Origin of the sequence: Roseofilum sp. Guam (assembly GCF_017746735.1) — a bacterium.
In the GTDB taxonomy this organism is placed as follows: domain Bacteria; phylum Cyanobacteriota; class Cyanobacteriia; order Cyanobacteriales; family Desertifilaceae; genus Roseofilum; species Roseofilum reptotaenium.
Genome location: NZ_JAGHZN010000060.1, coordinates 27593 through 39961 on the forward strand (window position 1 = coordinate 27593; position 12369 = coordinate 39961).

12 protein-coding genes are annotated in these 12369 nt (G+C 47.4%); 3 read left to right on the forward strand and 9 right to left on the reverse strand.

The genetic code is table 11. From position 1 onward, the window contains the following. The first annotated feature begins 179 nt into the window (after positions 1-179). Positions 180-566 (forward strand): hypothetical protein, encoded by a 387-nt coding sequence (locus J7529_RS20490; protein ID WP_318730492.1) that lies wholly within the window; start codon positions 180-182, stop codon positions 564-566. Positions 567-686: 120 nt separating this feature from the next. Here J7529_RS20490 and J7529_RS20495 read toward each other — a convergent pair whose 3' ends face one another. The 9 genes from J7529_RS20495 to J7529_RS20535 form a co-directional block, all read right to left on the reverse strand. Beyond that, a complete protein-coding gene (locus J7529_RS20495; RefSeq protein ID WP_318730493.1) occupies positions 687-1637 on the reverse strand; it encodes a F0F1 ATP synthase subunit gamma in 951 nt (316 codons plus the stop codon). 64 nt (positions 1638-1701) lie between these two features. After that, entirely contained in the window at positions 1702-3219 is a 1518-nt protein-coding gene (gene atpA, locus J7529_RS20500) for a F0F1 ATP synthase subunit alpha (RefSeq protein ID WP_271936098.1), read from the reverse strand. An 84-nt stretch (positions 3220-3303) separates the two neighbouring features. Continuing rightward, positions 3304-3852, reverse strand: coding sequence for an ATP synthase F1 subunit delta (gene atpH, locus J7529_RS20505; protein WP_318730494.1), 549 nt, complete (start codon positions 3850-3852; stop codon positions 3304-3306). Continuing rightward, a complete protein-coding gene (locus J7529_RS20510; protein WP_318730495.1) occupies positions 3852-4394 on the reverse strand; it encodes a F0F1 ATP synthase subunit B in 543 nt (180 codons plus the stop codon). The genes atpH and J7529_RS20510 overlap by 1 nt, the downstream gene beginning before the upstream one ends. A gap of 122 nt (positions 4395-4516) precedes the next feature. After that, entirely contained in the window at positions 4517-4996 is a 480-nt protein-coding gene (locus J7529_RS20515; protein ID WP_271936095.1) for a F0F1 ATP synthase subunit B', read from the reverse strand. Positions 4997-5197: 201 nt separating this feature from the next. Further along, positions 5198-5443 (reverse strand): ATP synthase F0 subunit C, encoded by a 246-nt coding sequence (gene atpE, locus J7529_RS20520; RefSeq protein WP_271936094.1) that lies wholly within the window; start codon positions 5441-5443, stop codon positions 5198-5200. Positions 5444-5571: 128 nt separating this feature from the next. Beyond that, a complete protein-coding gene (atpB, locus tag J7529_RS20525; protein ID WP_278002930.1) occupies positions 5572-6327 on the reverse strand; it encodes a F0F1 ATP synthase subunit A in 756 nt (251 codons plus the stop codon). A gap of 98 nt (positions 6328-6425) precedes the next feature. Beyond that, positions 6426-6860, reverse strand: a complete 435-nt coding sequence (locus tag J7529_RS20530; protein WP_318730496.1) for an ATP synthase subunit I — start codon at positions 6858-6860, stop codon at positions 6426-6428. Between the two features lie 250 nt (positions 6861-7110). Continuing rightward, complete coding sequence (locus J7529_RS20535; RefSeq protein WP_318730497.1) at positions 7111-8319, reverse strand: class I SAM-dependent methyltransferase; 1209 nt, start codon at positions 8317-8319, stop codon at positions 7111-7113. A gap of 380 nt (positions 8320-8699) precedes the next feature. Here J7529_RS20535 and J7529_RS20540 point away from each other — a divergent pair, with 380 nt between their 5' ends. Both J7529_RS20540 and apcA read left to right on the forward strand, forming a co-directional pair. Next, positions 8700-11372, forward strand: a complete 2673-nt coding sequence (locus J7529_RS20540; protein ID WP_318730498.1) for a phycobilisome rod-core linker polypeptide — start codon at positions 8700-8702, stop codon at positions 11370-11372. 483 nt (positions 11373-11855) lie between these two features. Beyond that, positions 11856-12341 (forward strand): allophycocyanin subunit alpha, encoded by a 486-nt coding sequence (gene apcA, locus J7529_RS20545; protein WP_271936087.1) that lies wholly within the window; start codon positions 11856-11858, stop codon positions 12339-12341. Positions 12342-12369: the final 28 nt, after the last annotated feature.

Consider the following 12369-nt stretch of genomic DNA (forward strand, 5'->3'; position numbering starts at 1 on the left):
AACTACCACATCATCATTATGATACAATAAAGGTCTATACTACCCCGAATTCGATCTATAGCGCTTCGCGCTAGGCTCTCTAGCAATAGGCTTGCTTTGCAATAGCTTGTATGGCTTAGGTTCTAAGGCTTCAAGCTGTACCTCATAGAAGAGAGAAACGCATTCTAAAAATAGTAAAGATGAGCAAGGGATCTAGAATTGCGATCGCGATCGTTTCATTAATCTCAGCAGTGGGATTCTTCATGACTGCCCTCGATCCGAGTGGATTGCCTGCTGGTGCTTCAGTATTTTATGGTCTAGCCATACTGTGTATCGTCATCGCCATTGCTTGCCTGTTTCCACAGACTCATCCAGTAACCTTACGCATTATCGGTACAGTCATTTTTTGCGCCTATATTGCCTATGTTATGGACAGTTTCCAGACTGATAATTTAGGTCGTGCCATTGTCGGCTTTATGGTTTGGGGTATTCCTTCGGGTTATTTAGCAGTCATGGGTAGATATCCATCCTGGGGAGCAGCATCAGAAGGATTGAATCCTAAAGACGACCAGAGCAAAATTGAGTAAATGCTTGATTATACCAATTGCCCAAAGTCCTATGCATAAAAATATCGGTACAGCCTGATAGTCTCTAGGCTGTACCGATTGACGAATAGAATTATCCATTACCAGCGCGTAGCGCTCAACCTAGTTGAGAGCTTCGGCTCCACCGACAACTTCTAGGAGTTCTTGGGTAATGGCGGCTTGCCGAGCCTTGTTATAGGACAGGGTAAGCGTGTTAATCATTTGACTGGCGTTATCCGAAGCACTACTCATCGCTGTCATCCGAGCAGCTAATTCACTAGCGGCTGATTCTTGCAGGGCGCGTAGGAATTGATTTTTAATGAATAGGGGTAAGAGAGCTTCGAGGATTTGTACAGGATCTTGCTCAAAAATCATATCTCTGGGAAAAGCCCCTTCAGAGGAAGACGTAACTTTTTCCCTGGCAACATTGAAGCTACCATTGGCTGTCGTTAAGCGGAAGACTTCATCATCAACGACTTCCAACCCTTGGGGAGTTAAGGGAAGTAGGGTTTGAATAACGGGTCTGGAGCTAATTAAGGAAACGAATTTGGTATAGATGAGTTCTACCCGGTCTACCTTACCAGAGATGAACCATCCAAGAATGTTATCGACAATTTCGTCTGCTTCTTCAGCACTGGGGATTTGTCCTAGGTCTGTGCGTGTAGTAGCAATGGGGACATCCCGACGCTGGAAGTATTGAACAGATTTACGGCCTAAGAGGGCATATTCGTAGTTTAGGCCTTCTTGTTCAAGTTCTTTAGCTCGCATTTCGGCGCGACGGATGACGTTACCATTATATGCGCCACAGAGGCCGCGATCGCCGGAAAAGACAATTAACCCAACGGTTTTTACATCCCGATTTTTGAGTAGTTCCAGGTCAACATCTTCAAACTGAAGACGACTTTGCAGACGATACAGGACTTGAGCCAAACGGTCAGCAAAAGGACGGGTGGCTAACACTTGTTCTTGGGCGCGACGCACTTTTGCTGCGGCCACCAAACGCATAGCTTCCGTAATTTTGCGAGTATTTTTAACGGATTTGATGCGATCGCGGATCGCTTTAAGATTTGGCATAGGAAAGACAAGGAGATAGGGACAGGGAATAGTGGATAGGGATCAACTATCCACTATCTGAAGACTAGGCAGACACCAAGAAGGTTTGCTTATATTCAGCGATCGCTTCTTTTAACAAGCCTTCTGCTTCATCGGTGAGTTTCTTCTCACTCTGAATCACTTCGCCAAACTTGGGTTTGCTGGATTTCAAATAATCCCGCAATCCTTGGGCAAACGTTGCGACTTTTTCTACCGCAATATCATCAAGATATCCATTTAATCCTGCATATACACTAGCCACCTGTTCCGGTACACTCAACGGTGAATTTTGGGGCTGTTTGAGTAACTCTTGCAGGCGCTGTCCCCGTGCCAATTGGTCTTGGGTTGCCTTATCTAAGTCAGACGCAAACTGGGCAAAAGCTCGCAGGTCATCATACTGAGCCAATTCCAGTTTCAGCTTCCCAGCCACTTTTTTCATGGCTTTGGTTTGAGCCGCCGATCCCACACGGGATACGGAGATACCCGCGTTAATCGCTGGACGTAAGCCAGAGTTGAACAGGTCAGCCGATAAGAAGATTTGACCGTCGGTAATCGAAATTACGTTGGTCGGAATGTAAGCCGAAACGTCCCCAGCTTGGGTTTCAATAATCGGTAGAGCCGTCATACTACCGCTACCCAGCTCGCTATTGAGTTTAGCCGCCCGCTCGAGCAGACGGGAGTGGAGATAGAAGACATCCCCAGGATAGGCTTCACGACCGGGAGGACGACGCAAGAGCAGGGACATTTGACGGTAGGCTTGGGCTTGCTTACTCAAGTCATCGTAGATTACGAGAGTATGTTTGCCTTTGTACATGAAGTATTCCGCCATACTGGCTCCAGTATAGGGAGCAATATATTGTAGGGTGGCGGGGTCACTGGCGTTAGCGGCAACCACGATCGTGTAGTCCATGGCTCCCTTTTCTTCCAGGGTAGCAACGACTTGAGCTACCGTAGAAGCTTTTTGACCGATCGCCACATAAACACAGACTACATCCTCGGACTTCTGATTGATAATCGTATCAATCGCAACGGTTGTTTTTCCGGTTTGGCGATCGCCAATAATCAACTCCCGTTGGCCGCGACCGACGGGAATCATCGCATCAATTGCGGTAATCCCGGTTTGCAGGGGTTCGCAAACCGATTGACGGGCAATAATTCCAGGAGCGGGAGATTCAATCAACCGACTTTCGCTAGTATTGATGTCGCCTTTCCCATCGATAGCTTCACCCAGGGGATTCACCACCCGGCCAATCATGGCATCACCGACGGGGACTTGGGCGATCCGGCCGGTAGCACGAACGGAACTACCTTCTTGGATATTGGTTCCATCACCCATCAATACCGCCCCTACATTGTCCTCTTCCAGGTTGAGGACAATACCAACGGTTCCGTCTTCAAATTCTACAAGTTCTGCGGCCATGGCGTTGTCTAAGCCATAAATCCGCGCAATACCATCACCCACTTGAAGAACTGTACCGACTTCAGAGACTTTTACATCTTGGTCGTACTGTTCAATTTGTTGTTGGATAATACTGCTAATTTCGTCTGGTCTGATAGCTACCATATGCGTCTATTTTGGGATATAAGAGGTGCTGTGTGTACTTCAGATTTTGAGCTTTAGGACGCTCAAGTCTCCAGGGAGGAGACCCTAGGCCAGAGCTAAACCAATGCGCCGCAGTTGGCCTCGCAGACTGGCATCAATCACTTGAGATCCCACTTGGATGATTACGCCACCAATGAGGTCTGGATCGATACGAGTTTCGATTTCTACATGCCTAGCGTTGGTCATCGCTTGAGTGCGTTCGGCGATCGCTGTGCGTTCTTCGTCCCTCAGTTCTACGGCTGAGGTCACCTGGGCCAACACGGTTTGATTCAGTTTCCGCAATAGGGCCAGGTAGGTTTGGCAAACGCCATCTAAAAATTGGATGCGTCCGCGATCGACCAGTAGGAAGAGGAACCGTTGAACATAAGCATCCGTTCCCTCTTGTGTAATTTGTCTGAGAACCCCTTTTTTCGCATCGGGGTTCACTAAAGGATTACCTAAAAACGAGCGGAGCTGTTCGCTGCTCTCCCACATTTCTAAGATTAGACGCACATCATCACCAAACTTATCAGTCCGGTCATGATTTTGGGCGATGGACATTAGCGCTTGGGCATAGGGTTCTACAATCGAACCTATCATGGAACTATTTGCCATTAGTTTCCTCCTACCCTAGCAATGCTGCGATCGATCAGTTGATGCTGAAGATCGTCATTTAATTCATCTCTAATTTGGGATTCCACCCGTTGCATCGCTAAAGCAACCACCCGTTTCCTAAGTTCAGCAATCACTCGACTTTGTTCAGCTTCTAGATCTTGGGCGGCTGTTTCTTGTAATCTTTGGATGTCTTCATCCGATTTAGCCAAGATGGTGGCTTTTACCGATGCGGCTCGCTCTACCGCCTGTTGACGGATTTTTTCCGCTTGAGCTTGAGCCTGAGCGAGATTTTGTTCTTGTTCTTTGAGCGCAGATGCCGCTTTTTGTTGCCGCTCTTCGGCATCTTTAATGGCGTTTTCAATGGCTTCGCGCCGGTCGGCTAGGGTCTTACCCACTGCCGAGCGACCGAAGTACACCAGCACTCCGATAATAATACCGAGGTTAATGAGGTTCGTCTCAAGTACATCAAAATTGAGTCCGAATCCACCTTTTGTTGCTTCTGTTGCCAGCAACCACAAATTACCCATGCTAGGAAAGTCCATTTGAGCGCAGTTTTTCTACAGGTTTTCCTCGTTTCCGACCCAGGATTGGGACACAAACGAAGTCCGAAATGTTATGTGGGTATCGAAGGTTAAGCAGCAAGATCCTCCCAATCAGGAGGAGATCAACAGGTTTTGAGCAGTTTATCGAGGATTTGGCGACTGAGTTGGTCTACCTGTCCTTCTAAAACGCCTAGGGTTTCCTGTTTTTGTCGATCAATTTCTTGCGTGGCTCGTTCGCGTTTGGCTTGAGCTTCTCGCTGGGCCTGAGCCATGTTCTGAGCTGCAATTTTATCGGCTTCAGCTTGAGCTTGAGCAATCACAGATTGTGAGTGTTTACGAGCGCCTGCGAGTTCTTCTTCATACTGATTCGCGAGCTGTTCAGCTTTGGCTAAACGTTCGCGAGCTTCGGTTAAATTAGAACGGATATAGTCGCTCCGTTCATCTATAGCACTGCCGAGAGGCTTATAAAAAATCTGATTCAGTAGAGCTGCTAAGATAAGGAATTGGATAGCCATTACAGGTAAAGTGGCATCTAGGTCAAAAAGACCTCCTGCTTCCTCAGCCGCTGCTTCTACTGCAAGAAGTATTGTCCCATCGATCATTGGCGATCGTCCCCAGTTTTTAACGATTTGCTCTGGTTTTACAATTATCCTGTTCTTGGTTAACAGAGCAGGGTTTCCCTAGAGTTTCTAGGGAGTTTGGCCTAATCTGTAACGGAACTGACAATCTCGGCGATTGGCTTTCGTTAGATTAGGGTAGAGATAGAAAGCGTTCCTATCTCTACTGTTCGTCAGCGCGATCGCTTACGAGAAGGGGTTAGCAAACAAGAGTACGAGGGCAACAACCAGACCGTAGATGGTTAGCGCTTCCATGAATGCCAAACTCAGCAGGAGAGTGCCTCGGATTTTTCCTTCAGCTTCGGGTTGACGGGCAATACCTTCTACGGCTTGACCAGCAGCGTTTCCTTGTCCAATTCCAGGGCCGATAGCAGCTAAACCAACAGCAAGGGCAGCAGCAATAACGGAAGCAGCAGCAATTAGTGAATCCATGATGGGTTCAATCTCCTTTTTTAAATTGAGTACACTTGATAGGATTTTTTCTTTCGGCTTGAGACCGAAGACCGGCAGAGTGAGCTTCTCTCTCTGTTGGGATGGGGATGAGCCTTGTCCCTTGACGGCTAACTATGTTCTTCTTCGCCATGATGGGGATCTTCTAGAGCTTCCCCAATGTAGGTGGCTGCCAAGGTAGCAAAGATGAGGGCTTGAATGGCACTTAAGAATATTCCCAATGCCATCACAGGTAAGGGAATAAACAAGGGAACCAGTAATACTAACACCCCAACCACCAGTTCATCAGCCAGAATGTTACCAAATAGACGGAAGCTCAGGGATAGAGGCTTAGTGAAGTCTTCAATTACCTTGAAGGGGAGCATGAAGGGCACTGGCTCAACGTAGTGAGCAAAGTATCCTAAGCCCAGCTTTTTGAGACCGGCGTAAAAATACGCTAGGGAGGTCAAAAGAGCTAGGGCGACCGTGGTATTGATATCGCTGGTTGGTGCAGCTAGTTCACCTTCTGGCAAATGGATGATTTTCCAGGGAACTAAGGCCCCTGACCAATTTGACACAAAGATGAACAAAAATAAAGTACCGACGAAGGGAACCCAGGGTCGATATTCTTTTTCACCCATGGCATTTTTGGCCAGGTCTCGAATAAATTCCAAAGCGTACTCCATGAAGTTTTGCATTCCGCTGGGTACTCTTTGGACGTTTCGAGTGGCGGCGATTGAGGCAATCACAAGCAGTCCAATCACAAACCAGGAGGTGATCATGACTTGCCCATGAATTTTGAGATTACCGATTTCCCAATAGAGATGCTTACCGACTTCAAGCTCGGCGAACGGGAGGCTATGATAAGCGTCCAGGAAGTTAAGCATATCCATTATTAAAGAGGGTTCAGAGTTAGGGTACCGATCGAAGTGGCTTGCCTTTTTACAGGATTTTACCGATTATCCATGGGGCGATCGCTCGCTGATTATGGAGTTAAGGTGGTCCTGAGAACATAAGCGATGATCGCAGCTTTGTAGGTTAAAAATCCCAAAAAAATGGGCACGATTTCTAGCTGTTTCCATTGGAAGGCGACAATCATCACGCCAATGAAAACGGCTAAACCGGTATTGCCAAGACGTTGCTTTGCTCGTCCGAGTCCTTCTACGTTTTTAGCCAACAGTCTGAGGTAAACTATCCCCGCACAGGAGCCGATCAGATAACTGAGGGCGGTCCCCAGGGAATAAAAGAACCAGACAGACACAAAGGCAACTCCTGTCATTCCCAATGTCCAACCATACAATTGAGTTTGCAGTTGATAATACTCTTCCATTGCGCCCGGTGAGGCACTGGGGAGAGGGGTTTGGGGCAGGTCTTCTGCTGTTAGCGTTTCCGTGTTTGGAGATTCGTCGGAGGTGTTCACTTCGACTGGTTAACCTGAGTTGTTGGTCTGCGTTTTCCCATCACCGCGTAAAAAGGGATATTCCTTTGCGGGAAAAGGATTCTGTGGAGTTTTCTCCGTCAGGAGAGCCACAGAGGATCTAGCCAAACGTTCTTTCAGGTGACCCTGAGAGGTCTGTTCGTAGACTCCCTGGAAATCATATCACGGAGAGGGATCAGTTTCTGAAGAAAGTGTTAATCCTTTGAGGGCATGAGGAAATAGGGAATTATCCTCAAAGATTTGTGGGGTTATCTCCCGAGATTGGGGGCGTTAAAAGAATCAAGTTTTGCTCTAGGAGAAATCGCATCTGCTCTAGGTTGTGTGAGGTTTCGCCCAGAATCTGCGCAACGGTTTGTTGACCATTACAGGCTTGAAGCAATTGGAATTGTTCTTCGGATAGGGTAACGGGTTGATAGTCCTGGTTGAGAAGGCTTCGGGAGGGCCATCCATGGAGACAAGGATTGGGTTCAGGAATCGCTGCGGCCAGACTTTGATCGGCAGACCAGTCGGTGCGATCTAGGGGAGGACGAGCAAGGAAGAATTCGTAGTGGGTCAGTTCTGGGTCAAGCAGTTCAATCAAGCGATAGCGTTGGCGTTCGCTTAGATTTTCTACCCGTTTCATCAGCTCGGGTGCTTGCCCAAGCAGGCGTTCAATCGTCCAATACTGGGGATTGGAAAAGCCGACAAAGGCTAATCCGGAAGCATCGATTAATTCAAACAGAGTATCGATGGTGTAATCAATTTCTTGGGGATGAACGTACATATCGGCAAAACATTCATCTTGATGATTTTCCAGTGCCCAGCGCCGTTTGTCTTCCCGCACGATGCGGTTATCTTCCGGTAATACGGAAAATAGATCGCGGCCAATTTTTACGCCATCCTGGTAATCTCCACGATGTTCTCCTTGCAGCAGAGCGATCGCCTGTTGCATCAGTTGAATTTCAAATCGTCCCAAGTGGGCGTAAACAAAAATATGGAGAATTCCCCCAGGCGCTAACTTACAAGCTAGGGATTGAATGCCACGAATGGGATCGGGCAGGTGGTGTAAGACTCCCACACAGTTGATGAGCTGAAACTGTCCCGGTAATTGGGCCACATCGTACAAACTGAAGTGATGAAATTCTACTCGGTCAGCCCCCGATCGCTGGCAACGCTCCTGAGCCACGGCGATCGCTCCTGAACTCAAGTCAATGCCCACTACAGAGGCTTGGGGATTAAGATGAACCAAATATTCTGTCCCCACACCTGTGCCACATCCAGCATCGAGAATACGGATATCTTGGCGAGGGGGTTTTCGTCCCGTACAGAACTGGTAAGCCGTCAGCCAATTCCAGCGCCAGTTGTATCCTGGAGGAGGTTCATCAAGGAAGGGTTCTGGAGGAAAGGGATAGGTATCGTACAGTTTCGCGACGGCGTTACTAATAGCTTGAGCTTCGGACATAGTGAGGAGCGTGTGATTTCTGCCAGATCTGATTATCCAATATTTGGGCCACAGGGATAATCAGAATTTTTGCTCATCAGGGGGGGGATAAGAGCGGCTAGAGCGGGGTGAGAGAGGATTAGATGACTCCTAGAGCTGTTAGAAGTTGTTGATAACGTAACAAAACTTATCTTTTTTCTCAGTCAGGGGACTGGGATCGCCTATGATGTAGAATCGTTACGCTTTTTAATAAACAAGGGGAGTCAACCCAGACTACTCTTAAGATCAAACACCAATAGCTATTCAAGGATCGGTCCGATGGACTGGCCATGGATAGCCAAAAGCTGTTTAACGCATTAATGCAATTGCTGTAAACATCCAAAGGGAGCGAAGAAGAGCGCATGACTATCAAGGCAAGTGGTGGAAGCTCCGTTGCTCGTCCGCAACTGTATCAAACGGTAGCTGTTTCAACAATTTCTGTTGCTGAACAGCAAGACCGTTTCTTAGGACGGACTGAACTCGGTGAACTTTCAACCTATTTCGAGTCGGGTCTCAAACGGTTGGCGATCGCCGAAGTCCTCACCAAAAATTCTGAACTGATTGTTTCACGAGCAGCCAATCGGATCTTTACCGGTGGCTCTCCCATGGCTTTCCTGGAAAAGCCTGCCGATCCCGAACCCATGCTCGTTGGAGCAGGTCAACGCACGCAAGGCACAGAAACCTTTGTAGAAAGCAAATCCGGTGGTGGACTCTTTTCTGGATTTGGGTCTTTATTTAGCGGTGCCAGCGCCGGCCCCGTCCCTCCAGGATTCCGTCCCATTAACGTTTCCCGTTATGGGCCGGCAAATATGACCAAATCCCTACGGGATTTAAGTTGGTTCCTGCGTTATATCACTTATGCGATCGTTGCTGGAGACCCCAATATTCTCTCCGTCAATGTCCGAGGACTCAGAGAAATTATTGAAGGCGCTTGTTCTACGGCTGCAACCCTCGTAGCCCTACAGGAAATGCGAGCTGGCGCTTTAGCATATGTTAAAAATGACGCAGAAGCCAGTGATATCGTTGGACAATACTTTGACGTAGTGATTGCGGAATTCAAAGCTTCCACACCGTCAAACAAAATCCGTCAACGCCAGACCTTAGATCAACAAGGACTCACACTCCCTCAAATCTATTTCAATGCGTCTGAGAATCGGCAAAAATTTGTCATGAAGCCCGGCTTGTCCTCTTCCGAAAAACAGGAAGTGGTCAAGGCAGCCTATCGGCAAATCTTTGAACGAGATATTACTCGTGCCTATTCCCAATCCATTTCTTATCTAGAATCTCAGGTGAAAAATGGCGATATCTCCATGAAGGAGTTTGTACGTCGTTTATGTCTGAGTCCCCTCTATCGCCAGCAGTTCTATGAACCGTTTGTCAATAGTCGGGTTGTAGAACTAGCCTTCCGTCATATTCTCGGTCGAGGTCTGTCGAGTCGCGAAGAGTTCCAAAAGTATTTCTCCATTGTTTCTGATGGGGGACTCCCCGCTTTAGTGGGTGCTTTAGTCGATTCCCAAGAATACGCTGATTACTTCGCAGAAGAGACGGTTCCTTACTTGCGCGGTTTAGGACAAGAAGCCCAAGAGTGCCGCAACTGGGGGCCCCAACAGGATCTGTTTAAGTACAGTGCCCCCTTCCGCAAAGTACCCCAATTTATTACCACCTTTGCGGCCTACAACGGTCCCTTACCGGATCAGCATGTGTATGGTTCTGGGAATGATCCTCTGGAAATTCAGTTTGGAGCGATTTTCCCGAAAGAAACCCGCAATCCCAGTAATAGTCCTGCACCCTTTGGTAAGGATACGCGCCGTTTGTTGATTCATCGAGGCGCAGGGATTGAGAGTCAGATTTCAGCTCCAGGAGCACGGGGTAAAGCACCCGGTAGTTTAGGGGCGAAGGTCTTTAAGTTGGATCAAGTCCCGGCAACGGTGAGTAAAAAAGCGGGAACTAATATCAAGTTCTCGGAAACTTCCACTCAAGCGGTAATTCGCGCCTGTTATTTACAGGTCTTTGGCCGGGATGTTTATGACGGTCAACGCCTGAAGGCGATGGAGACTCGCCTGGAAAATGGAGAGATTACAGTTCGGGAATTTATAAAAGCGCTGGCTAAGTCAGATGTTTTCCGTAATCTGTACTGGAGTTCTCTGTATGTGGTGAAGGCGATTGAGTATATCCACCGTCGGTTGTTGGGTCGTCCGACCTATGGCCGTCCGGAAATGAATCAGTATTTTGATTTGTGTTCTAAGAAAGGTTTTTATGCTCTGGTAGATGCAATTATTGATTCCGTTGAGTATGCTGAGTCCTTCGGAGAAGATACCGTTCCTTATGAGCGGTATTTGACTCCAGCAGGGTTGTCCTTACGCTCGATGCGGGTAGGTACCCTGCGTGAAGATATGGGTCAACTGGTTAAACCAGAAGAGACTCCACGCTTTATTGAACTAGGCGCGGTCACTTCACCACGAGGTGAAATCGAAGTACAAGAGCGGATTATTCAAGGGGTTCGCAAACAACGGGAACAACGTAAGGTCTTTAAGTTAACCAATTTGACAGATGTTCCAGCCGTGAAGATCTTGATTGGTGCCGCTTATCGTCAAGTCTTTGAGCGCGATGTAGCACCGTTTGTGGTCAGCAATGAGTTCTCTAGTTTAGAGAGTCGTTTGGGTAATGGTGAGATCACGGTCAAGGAGTTTATTGAAGGGTTAGGTTGTTCTGATCTGTATATCAAGGAGTTCTATACGCCTTTCCCGAATACGAAGGTGATTGAGCTGGGAACCAAACATTTCTTGGGTCGTGCGCCTTTAGATCAAGCGGAGATTCGTAAGTATAACCAGATTTTGTCTAGTGAGGGTATTCGTGCCTTTATTGGGGCAATGGTTAATAGTATGGAATATCTACAAGCCTTTGGTGAAGATGTGGTTCCCTATTGTCGGTACAATACGCTTCCTGCGGCTAACTTCCCGAATACGGAGAAACTTTATAACCAGTTGACGAAGCAAAGTAAGGAGATTGTGATTCCTAGCTTTGAACCGGTCTAACGACAATCAAGGTTGAAATTTGAACTCCATCCCTTAGAGGGTGAGAGGGGTGTCCATTGGGGAAGAGTTAAGGCTCAATCCCTGATGGACTTATGGTTTATGGGAAAAATCGTGAAGCTTTGTAACAACCGATCGAAGCATAGTTGAATGGTCTTAAATACCTATGCTAACCGGATTAGAGCAGGGGTCAAAATGAGGGTAAATGTTAAAAAATATTAAGAAGTGATTTAGGATGTGAACTCCATGCCTGACAATGAGTTCGGACGGATATAAAACCAATGAGCTATATCAGAGGTTAATGTCCGGCGATCGCTGAGTCAAACTCTGTGTTTTTAAGCTAATTTCCTTGAGCTATGCCAAGGTCTCTTAAAAAAAGCAAGTTCATAACCGAAGTTGCAACACAATTAGACTCAGACCCTTTGGCGCAAGCCATCTATATAAGACCCAATTGGTGACAATTTCTATTTTGGAGGACTCCACAACATGAGTATCGTCACGAAGTCCATCGTGAATGCTGATGCTGAAGCTCGTTATCTCAGCCCAGGCGAACTGGATCGGATCAAAGCTTTTGTAACATCTGGTGAGCAACGTTTACGGATTGCCCAAATCCTCACTGACTCCCGCGAGCGCATTGTTAAGGAAGCTGGTGACCAACTCTTCCAAAAACGCCCGGATGTGGTTTCTCCTGGTGGAAATGCTTATGGCGATGAAATGACCGCAACCTGCCTGCGGGACATGGACTACTACCTGCGTCTAATTACCTATGGAATCGTGGCTGGTGATGTCACCCCCATCGAAGAAATCGGTTTGGTTGGTGCAAAAGAGATGTACAAATCTCTGGGCACTTCCATAGATGCAGTGGCTGAAAGTGTTAGTTGCATGAAAGCTGTCGCAACTTCCCTGATGTCAGGTGAAGATGCAAATGAAGCCGGTTCTTACTTCGATTATGTCAAAGGTGGTCTGACCTAGACTTCACCCAAGTTTTAGCCAAGGCTCA

Excerpts from the sequence above, each read along its gene's own strand:
- J7529_RS20535 (WP_318730497.1), bottom strand. The coding sequence starts at position 8,319 with ATGTCCGAAGCTCAAGCTATTAGTAACGCCGTCGCGAAACTGTACGAT.
- atpB (WP_278002930.1), bottom strand. The coding sequence starts at position 6,327 with ATGCTTAACTTCCTGGACGCTTATCATAGCCTCCCGTTCGCCGAGCTT.
- atpA (WP_271936098.1), bottom strand. The coding sequence starts at position 3,219 with ATGGTAGCTATCAGACCAGACGAAATTAGCAGTATTATCCAACAACAA.
- J7529_RS20495 (WP_318730493.1), bottom strand. The coding sequence starts at position 1,637 with ATGCCAAATCTTAAAGCGATCCGCGATCGCATCAAATCCGTTAAAAAT.
- J7529_RS20515 (WP_271936095.1), bottom strand. The coding sequence starts at position 4,996 with ATGATCGATGGGACAATACTTCTTGCAGTAGAAGCAGCGGCTGAGGAA.
- J7529_RS20540 (WP_318730498.1), top strand. The coding sequence starts at position 8,700 with ATGACTATCAAGGCAAGTGGTGGAAGCTCCGTTGCTCGTCCGCAACTG.
- J7529_RS20510 (WP_318730495.1), bottom strand. The coding sequence starts at position 4,394 with ATGGACTTTCCTAGCATGGGTAATTTGTGGTTGCTGGCAACAGAAGCA.
- J7529_RS20490 (WP_318730492.1), top strand. The coding sequence starts at position 180 with ATGAGCAAGGGATCTAGAATTGCGATCGCGATCGTTTCATTAATCTCA.
- apcA (WP_271936087.1), top strand. The coding sequence starts at position 11,856 with ATGAGTATCGTCACGAAGTCCATCGTGAATGCTGATGCTGAAGCTCGT.
- atpH (WP_318730494.1), bottom strand. The coding sequence starts at position 3,852 with ATGGCAAATAGTTCCATGATAGGTTCGATTGTAGAACCCTATGCCCAA.
- atpE (WP_271936094.1), bottom strand. The coding sequence starts at position 5,443 with ATGGATTCACTAATTGCTGCTGCTTCCGTTATTGCTGCTGCCCTTGCT.